Origin of the sequence: Roseateles sp. (genome assembly GCF_965262435.1) — a bacterium.
Lineage (GTDB): Bacteria > Pseudomonadota > Gammaproteobacteria > Burkholderiales > Burkholderiaceae_C > Paucibacter_A.
Genome location: NZ_OZ253537.1, coordinates 1,969,607 through 1,987,500, shown reverse-complemented (window position 1 = coordinate 1,987,500; position 17,894 = coordinate 1,969,607). Strand labels below are relative to the sequence as shown.

17 protein-coding genes and 1 tRNA gene are annotated in these 17,894 nt (G+C 65.9%); 9 read left to right on the top strand and 9 right to left on the bottom strand.

What is annotated here, in order from left to right; translation table 11 throughout:
- Positions 1 to 37 precede the first annotated feature (37 nt).
- The 6 genes from hemA (at position 38) to ACQY39_RS08585 (ending at position 5,013) form a co-directional block, all read left to right on the top strand.
- Positions 38 to 1,348, top strand: a complete 1,311-nt coding sequence (hemA, locus tag ACQY39_RS08610) for a glutamyl-tRNA reductase (protein WP_428505276.1) — start codon at positions 38 to 40, stop codon at positions 1,346 to 1,348.
- A gap of 79 nt (positions 1,349 to 1,427) precedes the next feature.
- Positions 1,428 to 2,513: a peptide chain release factor 1 gene (gene prfA, locus ACQY39_RS08605; protein ID WP_428505274.1), complete on the top strand. Its 1,086-nt coding sequence runs from the start codon at positions 1,428 to 1,430 to the stop codon at positions 2,511 to 2,513.
- Complete coding sequence (prmC, locus tag ACQY39_RS08600) at positions 2,510 to 3,346, top strand: peptide chain release factor N(5)-glutamine methyltransferase (RefSeq protein WP_428505272.1); 837 nt, start codon at positions 2,510 to 2,512, stop codon at positions 3,344 to 3,346. Before prfA ends, prmC begins: the two co-directional genes overlap by 4 nt.
- A 109-nt stretch (positions 3,347 to 3,455) precedes the next feature.
- On the top strand, positions 3,456 to 4,052 hold the full coding sequence (locus ACQY39_RS08595; protein ID WP_428505270.1) for a hypothetical protein: 597 nt from the start codon (positions 3,456 to 3,458) through the stop codon (positions 4,050 to 4,052).
- A gap of 61 nt (positions 4,053 to 4,113) precedes the next feature.
- Positions 4,114 to 4,425, top strand: coding sequence for a Grx4 family monothiol glutaredoxin (grxD, locus tag ACQY39_RS08590; protein ID WP_263516969.1), 312 nt, complete (start codon positions 4,114 to 4,116; stop codon positions 4,423 to 4,425).
- Positions 4,426 to 4,443: 18 nt separating this feature from the next.
- Entirely contained in the window at positions 4,444 to 5,013 is a 570-nt protein-coding gene (locus tag ACQY39_RS08585; protein WP_428505268.1) for a UbiX family flavin prenyltransferase, read from the top strand.
- Positions 5,014 to 5,017: 4 nt separating this feature from the next.
- Here ACQY39_RS08585 and ACQY39_RS08580 read toward each other — a convergent pair whose 3' ends face one another.
- From ACQY39_RS08580 to ACQY39_RS08570, 3 genes are read right to left on the bottom strand one after another with little or no spacing between them, the layout of a single operon-like run.
- Positions 5,018 to 5,656, bottom strand: a complete 639-nt coding sequence (locus tag ACQY39_RS08580) for a lytic transglycosylase domain-containing protein (protein ID WP_428505266.1) — start codon at positions 5,654 to 5,656, stop codon at positions 5,018 to 5,020.
- A gap of 34 nt (positions 5,657 to 5,690) precedes the next feature.
- Positions 5,691 to 6,860, bottom strand: coding sequence for a hypothetical protein (locus ACQY39_RS08575; RefSeq protein ID WP_428505264.1), 1,170 nt, complete (start codon positions 6,858 to 6,860; stop codon positions 5,691 to 5,693).
- Entirely contained in the window at positions 6,857 to 8,599 is a 1,743-nt protein-coding gene (locus ACQY39_RS08570) for a proline--tRNA ligase (protein WP_428505261.1), read from the bottom strand. The genes ACQY39_RS08575 and ACQY39_RS08570 overlap by 4 nt, the downstream gene beginning before the upstream one ends.
- 164 nt (positions 8,600 to 8,763) lie before the next feature.
- Between ACQY39_RS08570 and ACQY39_RS08565 the strand changes: the two genes are divergently transcribed.
- Positions 8,764 to 9,363 (top strand): RNA pyrophosphohydrolase, encoded by a 600-nt coding sequence (locus ACQY39_RS08565; RefSeq protein ID WP_263516964.1) that lies wholly within the window; start codon positions 8,764 to 8,766, stop codon positions 9,361 to 9,363.
- Positions 9,364 to 9,457: 94 nt separating this feature from the next.
- Here ACQY39_RS08565 and proB read toward each other — a convergent pair whose 3' ends face one another.
- From proB to rplU, 4 genes are all read right to left on the bottom strand, one after another.
- On the bottom strand, positions 9,458 to 10,576 hold the full coding sequence (gene proB / locus ACQY39_RS08560; protein WP_263516963.1) for a glutamate 5-kinase: 1,119 nt from the start codon (positions 10,574 to 10,576) through the stop codon (positions 9,458 to 9,460).
- Positions 10,573 to 11,673, bottom strand: a complete 1,101-nt coding sequence (gene obgE / locus ACQY39_RS08555; protein WP_263516962.1) for a GTPase ObgE — start codon at positions 11,671 to 11,673, stop codon at positions 10,573 to 10,575. The genes proB and obgE overlap by 4 nt, the downstream gene beginning before the upstream one ends.
- A 178-nt stretch (positions 11,674 to 11,851) precedes the next feature.
- On the bottom strand, positions 11,852 to 12,109 hold the full coding sequence (rpmA, locus tag ACQY39_RS08550; protein WP_263516961.1) for a 50S ribosomal protein L27: 258 nt from the start codon (positions 12,107 to 12,109) through the stop codon (positions 11,852 to 11,854).
- A 49-nt stretch (positions 12,110 to 12,158) separates the two neighbouring features.
- Positions 12,159 to 12,470, bottom strand: a complete 312-nt coding sequence (rplU, locus tag ACQY39_RS08545; RefSeq protein WP_263516960.1) for a 50S ribosomal protein L21 — start codon at positions 12,468 to 12,470, stop codon at positions 12,159 to 12,161.
- A gap of 351 nt (positions 12,471 to 12,821) precedes the next feature.
- Between rplU and ispB the strand changes: the two genes are divergently transcribed.
- Together ispB and ACQY39_RS08535 are read left to right on the top strand one after the other, a co-directional pair.
- Positions 12,822 to 13,751: an octaprenyl diphosphate synthase gene (gene ispB / locus ACQY39_RS08540; protein ID WP_428510759.1), complete on the top strand. Its 930-nt coding sequence runs from the start codon at positions 12,822 to 12,824 to the stop codon at positions 13,749 to 13,751.
- Between the two features lie 54 nt (positions 13,752 to 13,805).
- Positions 13,806 to 13,882, top strand: a tRNA-Pro gene (locus tag ACQY39_RS08535).
- Positions 13,883 to 14,061: 179 nt separating this feature from the next.
- Here ACQY39_RS08535 and ACQY39_RS08530 read toward each other — a convergent pair.
- Both ACQY39_RS08530 and ACQY39_RS08525 read right to left on the bottom strand, forming a co-directional pair.
- A complete protein-coding gene (locus ACQY39_RS08530; protein ID WP_428505257.1) occupies positions 14,062 to 16,734 on the bottom strand; it encodes an AAA family ATPase in 2,673 nt (890 codons plus the stop codon).
- Positions 16,731 to 17,882 carry a metallophosphoesterase family protein gene (locus ACQY39_RS08525; RefSeq protein WP_428505255.1) on the bottom strand — a complete coding sequence of 384 codons (1,152 nt, stop codon included), beginning with the start codon at positions 17,880 to 17,882 and terminating at the stop codon, positions 16,731 to 16,733. The genes ACQY39_RS08530 and ACQY39_RS08525 overlap by 4 nt, the downstream gene beginning before the upstream one ends.
- Positions 17,883 to 17,894 lie beyond the last annotated feature (12 nt).

Genomic DNA, 17,894 nt, shown 5'->3' with positions numbered 1-17,894 from the left:
CCACAGGCGTCTCCTCAGTCAATTTTATAATCCGCCCATGACGGTCTTCGCCCTCGGTCTGAACCACAACTCCGCGCCCCTGGATTTGCGCGGCCGTTTTGCGTTCTCGCTGGACCAGCTGGCACCGACCGTGCTGAACGTCCGCGAACAGCTCAGCCGCGCCGCCCTCGCCAGCAAGGTGCCCGCCGAGGCCACCCTGCTGTCCACCTGTAACCGCACCGAGCTCTACATCGCCGGCTCCCCCGCCGGCGTGCAGCCCGCTGTGGACTGGCTGGCCCAGGTCGGCGGCGTCAGCCCGGCCGCGCTGATGGACCATGCCTATGTGCGCGAGGGCAGCGCCGCGGCGCGCCACGCCTTCCGAGTCGCCAGCGGGCTCGACTCCATGGTGCTGGGCGAGCCGCAAATCCTCGGCCAGATGAAGCAGGCGGTGCGTGAAGCCACAGACGCCGGCACGGTCGGCACCACCTTGCACCAGCTCTTCCAGCGCAGCTTCTCGGTGGCCAAGGAGGTGCGCAGCTCGACCGAGATCGGCGCCCATTCCATCAGCATGGCGGCCGCCTCGGTGCGCCTGGCCGGCCAGCTGTTTGAAGACCTGAGCAAGATCCGCGTGCTCTTCGTCGGCGCCGGTGAAATGATCGAGCTGGTGGCCACCCATTTCGCTGCCAAGACGCCGCTGCACATGGCCGTGGCCAACCGCACGCTGGAGCGCGGCGAAAAGCTGGCCAGCCGCCTGGGTGCCGAGGCCGTGCGTCTGGCCGACCTGCCGCAGCGCCTGCATGAGTTCGACGCGGTGATTTCCTGCACCGCCAGCAGCCTGCCCCTGATCGGCCTCGGTGCCGTCGAGCGGGCGCTGAAAGCGCGCCGCCACCGCCCCATGTTCATGGTCGACCTGGCCGTACCGCGCGACATCGAACCCGAAGTCGCGCAGCTGGACGATGTCTACCTCTACACCGTCGACGAGCTCGCCACCCTGGTGCAGTCGGCCGGTGAAAAACGCCAGGCCGCGGTCGAGCAGGCCGAGGCCATCATCGAAACCGGTGTGCAGAGCTTTGTGCACTGGCTGGGCCAGCGTCACACCGTGCCCCTGATCCAGGCCCTCAATGCCCAGGCCGAGGACTGGCGCGAGCATGAGATGAGCCGTGCGCGCAAGCTGCTGGCCAAGGGCGCCGATGTCGACGAGGTCATGGAAGCCCTGGCCCGCGGCCTGACGCAAAAAATGCTGCACGGCGCCCTGGCCGAGCTGCACAGCGTCGACGGCGAGCAGCGCCTGCAGCTGGCACAAACCGTCTCGCGCCTGTTCCTGCGCAACAGCCCGCGCAGCCCGGAAAAATCGGCCTCCGAGAATTAGCGACCGAGCAGGTTTCGCCCCTGCCCTGCGGGCTTATGCCCCAGATCCGCTCGTTCTCTGTCTTTGCCGATTGCCTCCCATGAAAGACTCCCTGCGCCAGCAGTTCGACCGCCTTGCCTTCCGCCTCAGCGAGCTCGATTCGCTGCTGGCCGACGGCTCCCTGGCCGCCGACATGAAGCGTTACCGCGCCCTGACCAAAGAGCAGGCCGAGGCCGCCGAACTGGTCGGCCAGTACCGCCAGTATCTGCAGCGCGAGGCTGACTTGAACGAGGCTCGCAGCCTGCTGCAAGACCCCGAGATGGCCGAGATGGCACGCGAGGAGATCGCCGCGGCCGACGCCGACATCACGCGCCTGCATGAATCGCTGCAACTGGCCCTGCTGCCACGCGACCCCGATGACGAGCGCCCGGCCTTTCTGGAAATCCGCGCCGGCGCCGGTGGCGACGAGTCGGCTCTGTTCGCCGGCGACCTGGCGCGCATGTACCTGCGCTATGCCGAACGCCAGGGCTGGCGCAGCGAGATCCTCTCGGCCAGCGAGTCCGACCTGGGCGGCTACAAGGAGTTGGTGGTGCGCATCGAGGGCGAGCGGGTCTACGGCCGGCTCAAGTTCGAATCGGGCGGCCACCGCGTGCAGCGCGTGCCGGCGACCGAATCGCAGGGCCGCATCCACACCAGCGCCTGCACCGTGGCCGTGATGCCCGAACCCGACGAGGCCGAGGAGGTGACGCTGAACCCGGCCGAGCTGCGCATCGACACCTTCCGCGCCAGCGGCGCCGGCGGCCAGCACGTCAACAAGACCGACTCGGCCATCCGCATCACCCACCTGCCCACCGGGCTGGTGGCCGAATGCCAGGATGACCGCAGCCAGCACCGTAACAAGGCCAAGGCCATGGCTGTGCTGGCCGCCCGCCTGCGCGACAAGGACAAGAACGAACGCGCCGCCAAGGAGGCCGCCACCCGCAAGGGCCTGATCGGCAGCGGCGACCGCAGCGACCGCATCCGCACCTACAACTTCCCGCAAGGCCGCCTGACCGACCACCGCATCAACCTGACGCTGTACAAGCTCGGCGCCATCATGGACGGCGACCTTGACGATGTGGCCGCCGGCCTGCAAGCGGCCCAGGCAGCCGAACAGCTGGCCCTGCTGGAGGAAGGCCGGGCATGAGCCTGAACCCGCCCCTTGACGTCAAAGCCGCCCTGGCCCTGGCGCGCCAGCTGGGCCTGGAGCGCGGTGATGCCCAAACCCTGCTGTCCGAGCGCCTGCAGCAAAGCCGCGCCTGGCTGATCAGCCATGACGACGAGGCCCTGAGCCCGGCCCTGGCCGCGCAGTTGGCCAGCGAAATGCAGCAGATGGCCGAGGGCCTGCCCTTGGCCTATGTGCTGGGCGAGAAAGAATTCCACGGCCTGCGCCTGCGCCTGAGCCGCGACACCTTGATCCCGCGCGCCGACACCGAGACCCTGGTCGACTGGGCGCTGGAGCTGCTGGCCGACCTGGGCACCGCGCCACGCGTGGTGGACCTGGGCACAGGCAGCGGCGCCATCGCCCTGGCGATCAAATCCGACCAACCAGCGGCCGAGCTCAGCGCTGTAGACCTGAGCGCCGGGGCGCTCGAAGTGGCGCGCGGCAATGCCGAGCGTCTGGGCCTGGCAGTGGAGTTCTTGCAGGGCAGCTGGTGGAACCCGCTGCGCGGCCGCAGCTTCGAACTGATCGTCAGCAACCCGCCCTATATCGCCGGCCAGGACCCGCATCTGCCGGCTCTGCGCCACGAGCCGCTGGGCGCCCTCACCCCGGGCGGCGACGGCCTGAGCGACCTGATGACCTTGATCGAAGGCGCACCGGCCCACCTCAGCGCCGGCGGCTGGCTGCTGCTGGAGCATGGCTACGACCAGGCCGAGCCGGTGGCCCTGGCGCTGGAATGCCGTGGTTTTGTTGATGTGAGCCTGCGCCACGACCTGGGCGGCCAGCCGCGCGTCAGCGGCGCACGCTGGCCTGGCTGATTCACGCAACACAAATTAGCAATTGCCGGCCAATTGCTGGCAATTTGACGCGTGTGTTTTCATGGCCAGGCAGTAGCATGGGCTGAACCCACTGTTTCAGGAGACTGCCATGACAAACGCCCGAACGGCCCTGTTTGCTCCCCTGAAACTGGCCTTGAGCTTGCTGGCCCTGTGCTGCGGCAGCGCTCAGGCACTGGATGGACTCGGTCTGCAAGCGGACCAGGCGCGCTGGCAGGCACGCGTGCAGCTGAGCAGCCTGGAAGGCCAAGGCGCACGCCTGCTGAGCGCCAATCTCTTGGGCGACTACTACCTGACCGGCTCCGGCATCGGCGGTATTGCCGGCGGCCTGCGCGCCACCGGCGGCATGATGATGGGCTCGGCCAGTTTGGCCCAAAGCAGCGCCGGCCTCGCTTTGACACGCGATTTCCGACAGCGCCTGGCGGTCGGCCAGCGCAGTGTCAGCCTGCTGCGGCCTGACACACAGCTGCTGGGCGACGCGGCGCCCTCACTGAGCTATCTCGGCATCGGCTACAGCGGCCAGTCCTTGCGCGGCGGTTGGGGCTTCAGCGCCGACCTGGGTCTGATCGGCCCGCTGTCACTGGGTGGCCTGCGCCTGGGCCTGAGCCGCAACACCGGCGCCGAAGAGTTGCTGCGGGATTTGCGCCTCAAACCCGTGCTGCAACTCGGGCTGTCCTACAGCTACTGAGTGCCCTGGCGCCGCCTGGTCGATAATTGCCCCAAATTTTTTACTTTGGGGCATGAAGACAATGAACGACGTTCAACAGCGCATCGACGATCTGGTCAAGAACAACCGTGTGGTGCTGTTCATGAAGGGCACGGCGCAATTCCCCATGTGCGGTTTCTCCGGCCGTGCCATCCAGATCCTGAAGGCCAGCGGCGCCAGCGATCTGAAGACCTTCAATGTGCTGGAGGACGAAGGCGTGCGCCAAGGCATCAAGGAATATGCCAACTGGCCGACCATCCCCCAGCTCTACATCAAGGGCGAGTTCGTCGGCGGCTCGGACATCATGATGGAGATGTACGAAGCCGGTGAACTGCAAGAGCTGCTCAGCGCCTGATTCCAGGCCGCAGCCCGCATGACACAAAGACTGGTCGTCGGCGTCACCGGCGCCACCGGTGCGGCCTATGCGCTGCGCCTGCTGCGGCGCAGCCGCGAACTTGGCCTGGAAACGCATCTGATCGTCACGCCCTCGGGCGTGCTCAATGCCCACCATGAGTTGGGCATGGATCGCAAGGCGCTGGAGGCCGAGGCCTCCTACGCCCACGCGCCCGGCGATATCGGCGCCTGTGTGGCCAGCGGCAGTTTCGCCACGGCGGCCATGGTGATCGCGCCCTGCTCCATGAAGACCCTGGCCTCGGTGGCCCATGGTTTTGGCGACAACCTGCTGACCCGGGCCGCCGATGTGACGCTGAAAGAGCGCCGCCGCCTGATCCTGATGGTGCGCGAAACGCCCTTCAACCTGGCCCATCTGCGCAATATGGTGGCCGCCACGGAAATGGGCGCCATCGTCTTTCCACCGCTGCCGGCCTTCTATCACCACCCGCAGAGCATCGCGGAGCTGGTCAACGAGAGTGCCGAGCGGGTGCTGGAACTGGCCGGCGTGAGCGGCGCCGAACCCAAGCGCTGGTCAGGCCTGAAGGCCTGAAGACTCAAACCTCGCCGGGCAGCAACCACTGCCGGCGCGAGGCGAACACCGCCCGGGGATATTCGGGCTTGCCGCGGCTGCCGTTGTAGCGCCCCAGGGCCAGGTACATATCGCCCTGTTCGCGGTCCAGGTAGTGGCGCAGGATGACGCAGCCGAAGCGCAGATTAGTCTGCATATGAAAGAGCCGTGAGGCTTGGCCGTCACCGATCAGCTTGGCCCAGAAGGGCATGACCTGCATATAGCCGCGCGCCCCGGCCGTGCTGATAGCGTACTTGCGGAAGCCGCTTTCCACTTGCACCAGGCCCAGCACCAGACTGGGCTCCAGCCCAGCACGCTTGGATTCGTACCAGATCGTCTCGAGAAATTCGATCCGCGTCAGCGCCTCGCTCTTGCGATTCTTGAGCTTCTCACTCATGGCCCCCAACCAGCGCAGATAGGCCAGGCGAGCGTCGATCTGATCGAAGCGCGGCTTGGGTGGTGCGCTATTGGCCACCGAAGCCGACAGCGCCGAGCGCACGGCGTCGGCCAGCGGCTCCTCGACCTGAGCACCGGCGCTGGCCGGCCGTGGCAAGCACAGCAGCGCCCCCGCAGACAGCAGCAGGCTGCGTCGGCCGGATGGCCAGGATGTGCCGGGTGAATTCATGATTAGCAAGTTCAACGCAATCAGGTGGGTGAGATCAAGCGGAGCCCAGCCAGGCCTCCAAAGGCAAACGTCGCCGCGGCCCCAGGCCGCGGGCCAGTGCCAGCCAGAGCACCCAGTACAGCAGGCTCGCAGCCGCCAGCGCCAGCGTTCCCAGAGGCAGGGCCAGGCCTGCGCCGCTCAAGCAAGCCAGACTCAGCAAAGAACTGCCCACATACATGCTCAGGGTATGGCGCCCGGCTGGCGCCAGGGCATTCAGCCAGCCTTGGCCGTGCATGAGCAGCCAAGGCACCAGGCCGATCAACAAAAGCAGCGCCGCAATGAGAGAGAGCAGGCCATAAACAGCGTCCTGCTGCCGATCCTGATCAATCAAGACCCAACACCAGCCGACACCCCAGACGGCATTGAGCAAGAGCCCAGGCACGAGCCAGCGTCGCGCCCACGCAGCCCACAGCGGGCGCCAGCGCGCATGCGTGAAAAGTCGCAAACGCCCGGCCATCAGGCCCGCCGTCATCAAGCCCAGAAACAAGGGCAGGCCTTGCACAACAACGCCCAGCTGCATCAGCAGATAGTGGCCACCATTGAGCAGCCACCAGCCCGACCAGGAATTGGGCGCGGCCAGAGAGCGTGGCGACTCGGGTACGAACAAACTGCTGTCCGACACAAACCAGAGCAGGGTCAACGCCGTGATCAGCAGCGAAAGACTGGCCCACACCCACAAGCGCCGCCGCAATTGGCGCAAGCGCAGCGCCGGTGCCCGGAGCAGCAGCAGGCCGCTCAGCGCATAGGCGGTCAAGATGTCACCGGAATAGACCAGCACGCCGTGCAAAACCCCGAGCAGCAAGAGACGACGCATGCGGCGGCCGCGGCGCTGAGCGGGGTCTGGCGCAACAGAGCCAGCAAGAAGGCGAGCAACTCGCTGGGCACGAAACGAGGCGGCCTGGCTGTAGCCAAACAGAAAGATCAACAAGCACAAGCCCTTGCCGGCCAGCAGCGCCGCGATGAGGGCGAGCGCGACCTGGGCCGCGCCCGAATCCGCCGGCTGCGGCGCCGCCAAAGGGCCGCCGTCCGGCAGCGCGGCATAACCGACCCAGTTGATGGCAATGACGGGCAGCAGCGCCAGCGCCCGCAAGCCATCAATCGGCGCCTGGCGCTGCTGCACCAGCACGCCCGGTGGCGGCGCGGGGTGCAGCGCCGCGACGGTCACGCCGTCTTGGGCTTGAGCAGGTCCAGCACCTCGGCCAGGCTCAGCTTGCGAGCCTCGGCATCGCGGCGGCCCTGGTACTCAACCAGGCCTTCCTTGAGACCGCGGTCCGAGATCACCACGCGGTGCGGCACGCCGACCAGCTCCCAGTCGGCAAACATGGCGCCGGGGCGCTCGCCGCGGTCGTCCAGCAGCACGTCCACGCCCAGGGCTTGCAGCTCGTCGTGCAGCTTGTGAGCCGCGGCCTTGACCTCTTCGCTGCGATCCATGCCAATCGGGCACACGACGACGCTGAACGGTGCGATGGCTTCCGGCCAAATGATGCCGCGCTCGTCATGGTTCTGCTCGATGGCGGCACCCAGGATGCGGGTCACGCCGATGCCATAGCAGCCCATCACCATCAGCTGAGGCTTGCCGTTTTCATCCAGGTACGTGGCCTTCATGTCAGCCGAGTACTTGGTGCCCAGCAGGAAGACATGACCAACCTCGATGCCGCGCTGGATGGCCAACACGCCCTGGCCGTCGGGCGAGGGGTCCCCGGCGACGACGTTGCGGATGTCGGCGACCAGGTCCGGCTCGGGCAAATCACGGCCCCAGTTGGCGCCGGTGAAGTGGAAATCGGCCTCGTTGGCGCCGCAGACGAAATCGCTCATCAGAGCGACGGTGCGGTCGGCCACCACCTTGACCGGCTTGAGCAGCTGGATCGGGCCCAAGTAACCAGGCTTGCTGCCGAAATGAGCTTCGATCTCGCTGACGGTGGCGAAGCGGAAGCCGGCCTTCAGGCCTTCGACCTTGCCGACCTTGACTTCGTTCATGTCGTGGTCGCCGCGCAGCAGCAGCAGCCAGACCACGCTCTTGACCACTTCGCCGTGTTCGTTCAGCTCGTCGGCCGCCAGCACGATGGACTTGACCGTCTGCGTCAGCGGCAGGCCCAGCAAAGCAGCCACGTCCTCGCAGGTGCTCTTGCCCGGCGTCGCGGTCTTGACCAGCGCTTGCGTCGCGTCCGCGCGGGCCGGCAGCAAGGCCACACCCTCAGCCAGCTCGATATTGGCGGCGTAGTCGCTGCTCGGGCAGTAGACGATGGCATCTTCGCCGGTGTCGGCGATGACCTGGAATTCGTGCGAGAGTTCGCCGCCGATGGCACCGGTGTCGGCCGCCACGGCACGGAACTGCAGGCCGAAGCGCTCGAAGATGCGCTGGTAGGCCGAGTACATGTTCTGGTAGCTGAGCGTGGCGGTGGCCACATCACGGTCGAAGGAATAAGCGTCCTTCATGGTGAACTCGCGGCCGCGCATGATGCCGAAGCGCGGGCGGCGCTCGTCGCGGAACTTGGTCTGGATATGGAAGAAGTTCTTGGGCAGCTGCTTGTAGCTGCGCAGCTCCTGGCGGGCGATGTCGGTCATCACCTCCTCAGATGTCGGCTGGATGATGAAATCGCGACCGTGGCGGTCTTTGACGCGCATCAGCTCCGGGCCCATCTTGTCGAAACGGCCTGTTTCTTGCCAGAGCTCGGCCGGCTGCACCACCGGCATCAGCAGCTCCACCGCGCCGGCCCGCACCATTTCCTCGCGGATGATGCCCTCGACCTTGCGGATCACGCGCAAACCCATGGGCATGTAGTTGTAAATGCCGGCGCCCAGGCGCTTGATCATGCCGGCGCGCATCATCAGCTTGTGGCTGACAACTTCCGCATCGGCAGGTGCTTCCTTGAGGGTGGAGACGAAAAACTGGCTGGCTTTCATGGCGGCGGCGGGGCTCGACCGCGGGGGCCGAACCGGATTCAAAAGTGGAAGGGAGTGCGCGCTGACCGCGCGGATCGATTCGCAGCTGGCTTGCGGGTTAGACAGTGATGCCAAGGCGGCATGCCAATGCAATAATCAAACCAACTATAGATTCGAGGTTGATTATGCTCGACCGTGAAGGGTTCCGCCCCAACGTCGGCATCATCCTGCTCAACCACAGGAATGAAGTGTTCTGGGGCAAGCGCATTCGCACCCATTCCTGGCAGTTCCCGCAAGGGGGCATCAATTATGGCGAAACGCCTGAGCAGGCGATGTTCCGTGAGCTCCACGAGGAAGTGGGGCTTGTGCCCGACCATGTGCGCATCATTGCGCGCACCCGCGACTGGCTGCGCTATGAGGTGCCCGACCACTTCATACGCCGTGACGCACGTGGCCATTACCGCGGCCAGAAGCAGATCTGGTTCCTGCTGCAGCTACTCGGCCGCGATTCAGACATGAATCTACGCGCCACCAACCACCCGGAGTTCGACGCCTGGCGCTGGAACGACTACTGGGTGCCCCTGGATGCGGTGATCGAATTCAAGCGCGGCGTCTATGAAAACGCCCTGACCGAACTCGCTCGCTACCTGCCGCGCATCAACCACCACAACCGCTATCTGCGCTCGGGCATGCGTCCGCAGCATGGGCGAGCCGAGCTGCAGCAGGGCGAGCCACAACAGCATGAGACGGGCCAGGACGCGGGCAAGACGGCGGCACAGGAATAGACGCAAGTGCCTGCATAGGTTGGCGCTGAAATGACGAAAGCCTGCTCGACCTTGCGGTCGCAGCAGGCTTTTCCATTTCAGTACCGCAGGAGGGTCAGCGCAGCACCAGATTGTCGCGGTGGATCAATTCGGGCTCGGCTGCGTAGCCCAGGACACGGCCAATCTCGGCCGAAGGCTTGCGGGCGATCAGGCGGGCTTCGGCACTGGAGTAATTGCTCAAGCCGCGCGCCAGTTCTCGACCCTCGGGGTCTCGCACCGCAATCACATCGCCGCGGTGGAACTCGCCCTGCACTTCCATCACACCGATCGGCAGCAAGCTCTTGCCCTCGCCCTGGAGCTTGAGCACGGCCCCCGCATCAACCGAAACCGCGCCGCGCAGCTGCAGATGGTCCACCATCCATTGCTTGCGCGCCGCCAGCTTGGGCAGGCTGGCCAGCAACGCGGTGCCAATGGCCTCGCCGGCGGCCAGGCGCAGCAAGACATCGGGCTCGCGGCCCCAGGCAATCACGGTGTTGGCGCCGCTGCCGGCCGCACGCTTGGCGGCCAGGATCTTGGTGATCATGCCACCGCGACCCAGCGACGATCCAGCGCCGCCGGCCATCTGCTCCAGCTCCGGTGTGCCCGCCACCGCCTCAGCAATGAACTGCGCATTTGGATCGCGGCGCGGGTCGGCGGAGTACAAGCCTTTTTGATCGGTCAAGATGACCAGCGCATCGGCCTCGATCAGATTGGCCACCAGGGCGCCCAAAGTGTCGTTGTCGCCGAACTTGATTTCGTCGTTGACGACGGTGTCGTTCTCGTTGATGACCGGCAGCACGCGGTGCTGCAGCAGGGTCAACAAAGTGGAACGGGCATTGAGGTAGCGCTCACGATCGGCCAGGTCAGCATGGGTCAGCAAGACCTGGGCGCTACCCATGCCATGCTCGCGCAGCTTGCTCTCGTACATCTGGACCAAGCCCATCTGACCGACAGCCGCCGCCGCTTGCAACTCATGCAGCTCGGTGGGCCGGGTGGTCCAGCCCAGGCGCTTCATGCCCTCAGCAATGGCGCCGCTTGACACCATGACCACCTCGCGCCCTTCGGCCGCCAAGGCAGCCAGTTGACGGCACCAGTTGCCGATGGCCTCGGCGTCGACACCACGGCCTTCATTGGTCACCAGGCTGGAGCCGACCTTGACGACGATGCGGCGCGCGCCCGCAAGCGCGCGGCTCATGCTTTTGCGTCCGCTGCGTCTGCTTCGTCAGCCTCGCTGGCCGGCTTGCCATCCGGGAAGCGCGGATCCACTTCCACATGCACCTTGTGTGCCGTGGCCACATGGTCGTAAATGGCGTGAATCAGGGGCTGGCAGCCTTCGCGGGTCAGGGCCGAGATCTCGAAGACCGGGCCCTTCCACTTGTAGCGCTTGACGAAATCCTTGACGCGCTTGGCGCGCTCGTCCTCGGGGACCATGTCCAGCTTGTTCAGCACCAGCCAGCGCGGCTTGTCGTGCAGCTCCTGGTCGTACTTCTTGAGCTCATTGACGATGGCTTTCGCCTCGGCCACCGGGTCCACGGCCGGGTCAAACGGCGCCAGGTCGACCACATGCAGCAGCAAACGCGTGCGCTGCAGATGGCGCAGGAACTGATGACCCAGGCCGGCGCCTTCGGCCGCACCCTCGATCAGACCCGGAATGTCGGCAACCACAAAGCTCTTCTCCGGCGCCACACGCACGACGCCCAGGTTGGGATGCAGGGTGGTGAAGGGATAGTCGGCGATCTTAGGTCGGGCATTGGACACGGCCGTGATCAGCGTCGACTTGCCCGCATTGGGCTGGCCGAGCAGGCCGACATCGGCCAGCACGCGCAGTTCCAACTTGACCTTCTTGGCCTCGCCGGGCCAGCCGGGCGTCTTCTGACGCGGGGCGCGGTTGGTGCTGGTCTTGAAATGCAGATTGCCGAAGCCGCCATCGCCGCCCTTGGCGAGCAGGATCTTCTCGCCGGGCTCGAGCAACTCGGCAATCACGGTGTCGGTTTCGAGGTCGCGCACGATGGTGCCGACCGGCATGCGCAGGATCACATCGTCCGAGGCGGCACCGTAGCAATCCGAACCGCGGCCGGCCTCGCCATTGCGGGCCTCATGGCGGCGCGCATAGCGGTAATCGATCAGGGTGTTGAGATTGCTGTCAGCGACCGCGAACACGCTGCCGCCACGGCCGCCGTCGCCGCCGTCCGGGCCGCCGAAGGGAATGAATTTCTCACGGCGAAAACTCGCACAGCCGGCGCCACCATTGCCGGCCACGATATCGATGGTGGCTTCGTCTATGAACTTCATAAGCTTGTCGCTTGCTCCGTGCCTTTTGAGGCGATGGTAAAGCAATGCGGGTGAAAACCCGGCATTGCAAATGCAGCCTCAAAAAGCAAAAGCCCCGGCAAGCCGGGGCTTTGTGCGTCGGGTGGCCGGCTGCTGCCCTCCACCCGCGCTGTGCTTCGATGTGTTCGTTAAGAAACGATCAGACCGGAGTCACGAACACCGTCTGGCGGCTCTTTTCACCCTTGATGGCGAACGACACTTGGCCGTCGACCAGTGCAAACAGCGTGTGGTCCTTGCCGATACCGACATTGGTGCCGGGATGGAACTTGGTACCGCGCTGACGCACGATGATGGAACCTGCAGAGATGGTCTGGCCGCCGTAGGCCTTCACACCGAGCATCTTGGGTTTGGAGTCGCGGCCGTTTCGTGTTGAACCGCCGCCCTTTTTCTGTGCCATGGATTAGCTCCTTGAACTGTTGGCGAAGAAGTTAGCGTTTGACCGCCGCTCAGCCGTTCACCGCGCTGATTTGCAGCTCGGTGTAGGTCTGGCGATGGCCTTGACTCTTCTTGTAATGCTTACGACGACGCAGCTTGAAGATGCGCACTTTGTCGTGCTTACCGTGAGCCACAACCGTGGCAGTGATGCTAGCGCCAGCAACCAAGGGAGTGCCAACCTTCAGTTCAGCGCCGTTGCCGACAGCCAAAACTTGGTCGATCACAATCTCTTGGCCAACATCCGCAGCAATCTGTTCTATCTTGATCTTTTCGCCAGCCGCAACTTTGTATTGCTTGCCGCCGGTTTTTATGACCGCGTACATATCAGCCCTTTCAATTAAACCACCTGCACTATCGGAGCGGCATCCGATCACCCGGAACCGCTCTTTCGGCTTTCGCCCGTACAGGCCTAACTCTGCAGCATGGACTGCGCAGAGCCCGCGAGTGTAGCACGGAGCAGCGAACCCCGCAAGCCGGGCTTCACCGCTGTCCCCTCTCAGCCGCGCCACGCCCGGAGGGCACGCTGGCCGCGCGTCGCTTGAGGCGAGCAGTGCGACGCTGTTCCTATAATCACAGCTTCGCCAAATTGAGAGCCGAGAGTGCACGCTGCGCCTGCTTCGTCCCCCTCCCCCAAGCCCGTGCTGAGCGAGGCCCTTGCCACGCTGAACGCCGAGATGCTCGAAGTCGACGCCGTCATCGGCCGCCGGCTTGGCTCTGACGTCGCGCTGATCAACCAGATTGCGGGCTATATCGTTCACGCCGGTGGCAAGCGCATCCGCCCCAAGCTGGTGCTGCTGTTCGCCAACGCCCTGGGCTACGACAAGCCCGAGCGTTTCGAGCTGGCCGCTGTGATCGAGTTCATCCACACCGCCACGCTGCTGCATGACGATGTCGTCGATGAGTCCTCGCTGCGCCGCGGCAAGCAGACCGCCAACGCTCTATTTGGCAACGCCGCCAGCGTCTTGGTTGGCGACTTCCTCTACTCGCGCGCCTTCCAGATGATGGTGTCGGTGAACCGCATGCGCGTGCTGGAAGTGCTGGCCGAGGCGACCAATGTGATTGCCGAAGGCGAAGTGCTGCAGCTGATGAACATGCACGACCCGGACATCACGGTCGACAGCTATCTGCGCGTGATCCGCTACAAGACCGCCAAGCTCTTTGAAGCCAGCGCCCGCCTCGGCGCCGTCCTGGCCGACGCCTCGTACGAAGTGGAAGAAGCCTGCGCCGGCTACGGCCGCGCCTTGGGCACCGCCTTCCAGCTGATCGACGATGTGCTCGATTACGAAGGCGACAGCCAGGCCCTGGGCAAGAACGTCGGCGACGACCTGCGTGAAGGCAAGACCACCCTGCCCCTGCTGATCGCCATGGAGCGCGGCAGCCCGGAGCAACGCACCCTGATCCGCCATGCCATCGAGCACGGCGAGCTGGAACGCCTGAGCGAGATCGTGGAAATCGTCCGCACAACCGGCGCGTTAGAGGCCACGCGCGAGGCCGCACGCGCCGAAGCGAAGCTGGCCCGCGACTGCCTGAATTTGCTACCGGCTAGCAAGTGGCAAGAATCTCTGCTAGAATTTGCGGCTCAGTCGGTTGAGCGGTCCTTTTAAACCCCGTTTAAAAAGCACCTGCGCAGAGCGGCCGAACAAGTCAGAAAAACAAATCGGGGTGTAGCTTAGCCTGGTAGAGCGCTACGTTCGGGACGTAGAGGCCGGAGGTTCGAATCCTCTCACCCCGACCAGTTATTTTCTTGTTCATATCCCTGCGATGAGGCAGATCGGTTCCGCGGAACCCGAAGCCCTCCACCCCACACACATCCAACGCTGCATTCGCAGCGTTTTTTGTTTCTGGCTCCACTTTTTCTGCTCCTGCTGCAGCACAGCGGCCCTGGCGTAGCTTTCACGCCCAGGCCGCTGGCGATCAGCGCAGGCTGCGCTGGGCGACGCCGAGATCGCGCCAGTCCTCGGGGTGGCAGGTGAAGAGCAGCAGTTGGTGGCGCTGCGCGGCGTCGAAGATCACGCGCTTCATCTGCGCCAGTCGCTGAGCATCGCTGTGCACCAAGGCGTCGTCGAGGATGAGCAAGGTCGGCCGGCCGGCTTCTTGCAAGAGGTCGGCATAGGCAAAACGGCTGATCAACCCCAGCTGCTCGCGAGCGCCAAAGCTCAGTGCTTCGAAGTCACCACTCTCCACGCCGCGCTGGAGCAAGCCCGGCGTCAAGGCCTCATCCACATCGAGCCGGGCATCTGGGAACAGCAGCTGCACATAGCGCTGCAAATGCTGCTGCAGCGGCGCTTGCAGGCGGGCCAGGCTGGCCTGTCGTTTGCCGTCGAGCTTTCGGCAGAGCAGATCGAGTGCAGCGGCGCGCAGCCGCAGCTCATGCCAGCGACGCTGGGCACGCGCAAGATCACCGGCGCTTTGCTCGCGCTGCTCGTCCAAGCCCTGCGCGCCCGCCTGCTGCAGGCTCTGCTCGATCAGCTGGATCTGTACCGCAAGCTCCTGATGGGCCTGCTGCAGCTGCTGAACGCTGCGCTGCAGACGCGCGATGTCTTGCTGGACGATGTCCGGCCGCGCGCGGTGCAGGCTGGCTTGCAGGGCTTCGATGCGTGAGGTCAGAGCTGCAAGTTCTGCCTCACCGGCCAGCCACTGCTGCTGATGCTCGCGCTGCCGCTCCAATCGACCGGGCTCGGCCAACTGAGCTCGGGCCAGTTCCAGCTCGCGCTGCGCTTGCAGCTGCTGGGCCTCCATCGCGCTGTGCTGTTGTTCCAGGCGGCCGAGCTGCTGGCGGGCCGCTTCTTCCAAGCGCTGGGCCGCGTCGAGCGCAGATTCAGCCTCAGCCAAGCCGAGCGCCGTCGCCGCTTCACCGGCGGCCTGCTGCGCCAACGCATCCTGCAAAACCAAGAGCCGAGCCTGCAGATCTGCCTGCTCCTGCTGCAGCCGCGCCAGGCCCTGCGGCGCGCTCAAGGCCAGAGCCTGCTCGGCCAGCTTGAGCTGGGCCAAGGCTTCCTGCTGGGCAGCAAACCGACTCTCGGCCTCGGCCAGGTCCTGCACGCCCGAACGCTCCATCGCCACGGCATGCTCTGCCCGCGCCTCGCTCCAGCGAACCTCCAGACCGTCGAGATCCTGGCCGCCTGGCGTGATGCGCAAGCGGCCCAGGCCCGGTAGATCGAGCACCCCGGGCGCAGCCAGCAAGACCTGACCCTGGCCCGCGAGAGATTCCGCCTCGGCCTGCCCCTCCTGGCGCAAACGCAGCTGCTGTCCCGCATCCAGCTTGAACTCCAGCCTGGTGGCCAAGGCCTGGCGCTGCAAACTCAGCTCGCGCAGACGCTGATCCAGCTTGCGCAAGGTATCCAAGTCGGCCTTGGTGAGCGGCCGCTGCAGCCCCTGTGACGCGCGCAGCGTGGCCACGCGCTGCTGGGCGGTCTCGGCGTGCTGCATGGCCTCGGTCAAGCGGGCTTGCTGTTGCTGCGCTGCCTCCAGCTGCTGCAGGGTCTGGCGCGCGGCTTCGGCCTGGCGCGCCTGTTGCAACTGGACCTGGGCCTGGCGTGCCTGGGCGCTGCTGTGCTTGAACTGTTCGCGCGCCGGGGCCAGGCCAGCCTGCGCTCGCTGCAGCTGTTCGCAGGCCTGTGCCAAGGCCTGCTCGCGCTGGGCGGCGGCCCGCTCCTGTTCGGCAAAAGCCTGCAGCTGCCGCTGCAGCAATTGCTGCTGATTCTGCAATTGGCTCAGGCGCTGGCGGGCCTCGCCCAGCTGCTGCTCGCTTTGCTGCAGCGCTATTTGCGCCTGCTGGGCCTGGAGCAACTGCTGCTGCAGCTGCTCCCAGGGCCGCTCCTGCGCGTCACGCTGGTGCTGGCTGCGCAGCTGGGCCAGGCGGTCCACATCCTGGCGATAACGGGCGATCTGCAGGTCCAGATCCTGCAGCGATTGTTGCAAGACCTGGACTCGCTGGGCGGCCTGCTCCAGCTCGGCGCGAGGCTTGCCGGTGGCCGTGAGCAGCTCGCCGCGCTGGGCGCGCAGCTCGCTGAGCAGCGCATCGCCGCCGCTGGCCGCCACCTGGGCGGCCGCGCCCTGCTCCAGGCGCTCGGCCTGGCTTTGCAAGGCGCCATGCAGATGCTCACGCGCATGCTGTGCCGCCTCGCGCAGTTCCTGGCCTGTGCCCTGCTCCACCCAGAGCAAGCCCGGAATGCCCCAATGCTCGGTCTTGCTGGCGCCGCGGCTGGCAAAGCCGTAGCCAAAGAGCTGGGCCAGATGGTCCTCGGCCTCCGCGCCCTCCAGGTTGCGTCCATCGATGCGCAAGTCGCAGCGCGGCCGCTTGCCGAAGCTCTTGGCCAGACGGTACTGGTGGCCATCGAAAGCAAAGTCCAACTCCACGCTGGGCGCGGCGCTGCTGTCGCCCCAGGGCAGCAGATCGCCCACGGCCGATGAGCGGTGCCGCTCAAAAAACGCGGCACGGATGGCGCGCACCAGACTGCTCTTGCCCGCTTCGTTCGGGCCGCAAAAAATGTTGAGGCCGGGCTGCAGGTTCGCCAGCTCGAATCCTTGCCGGAACTGCCGCAGCTGCTCGACGCGCAGGCGGCTCAGTTGCAGAGGCGCGCTCATGCCGACAGCTCCGTGCGGCGCTGGGCCAGAGTGGCGGTCAACAAGGCCAGGGCCTCGCGGGCGATCTCGGCCTCGCCCGGCTCCTCAGAGCTCGGTGCCGTGCCGGCCGCTCCCAGTTCGCGCAGCTCCGCAATCACCTCGGCCAGATAGCCATCGGCCTGCAGGGCGGCGATGTCCTCGTCGGTTGGCGCCAGGTTCAGGGCCGAGGCCTCCACGCTCAGATGACGCAGGCGCCCGCGCAAGACGGCCAGGGCGGCATTCAAGCGCTGATGCAGGTCCAGCGCCAACTGGCCTTCGAGCTGCAAGCTCAATACGGTGTGGGCCGGCAAGGCCTCCAGGCGCTGCAGCAAGCCGTCCAGATCGCTGGCCACGCGAAGGCTGGCACTCAGCTCCAGCCAGTCGAACTGCGCCGTGCGCAGCGCCTGCACGCGCGGCTCCGCACCGGGCGCATCGATCTCCACCAGCAGGGCCTGGCCGGACTCATTGGCCTTGAATCGATCCGGCTCGGGCGTGCCGCTGTACCAGCAGCGGGCCTCGATGCGCTTGCCGCCATGCCAGTCGCCCAGGGCCAGGTAGTCCAGGCGCGCACGCGCCGCGCGGTCCGGTGCGATCGGGTTGGTCGCGTCGACCATGGATTCAGCCAGGATGCCTTGCACGCTGCCATGGGCCAGGCCCAGGCGCAGCCAGCCCGGCGGCGTTTCGGCCGCGTCGAACCAGGCCGTGCTGTCCCCGTAGGTATGGCGTTGGCTCAGCGGCGCCGGCAGGATGGCCGTGCGGCAGGCTTCCAGCAGCAAGGGCTCGGGCCGCAGGGCCAGATGCACATGGGCTGGCACCGCGCCCAGGCGCTGCGCGCGCGTCCACACGCTCTCGGCCAGGGCCGCATCGTGGTTGCCCGATATCAGCACCCAGGGCCCGCTGAAACCCGCCATGGCATTGAACATGCGGCGTATCGTGCGCTCCGACACCGTCTGCGCATCGAACACATCGCCGGCCACCAGCACCGCATCGACCTCGTGTGTACAGGCCAGTGCGGCCAGCCGCTCCACGGCCGCCAAGCGCGCTTCGGCCAGGGGCAAGGCATCCTCGGGATCGAAGCTGCTGAACAAGCGGCCGATCTGCAAATCGGCGGTGTGCAGGAATCTGGGCATGGGCTGCAGGCG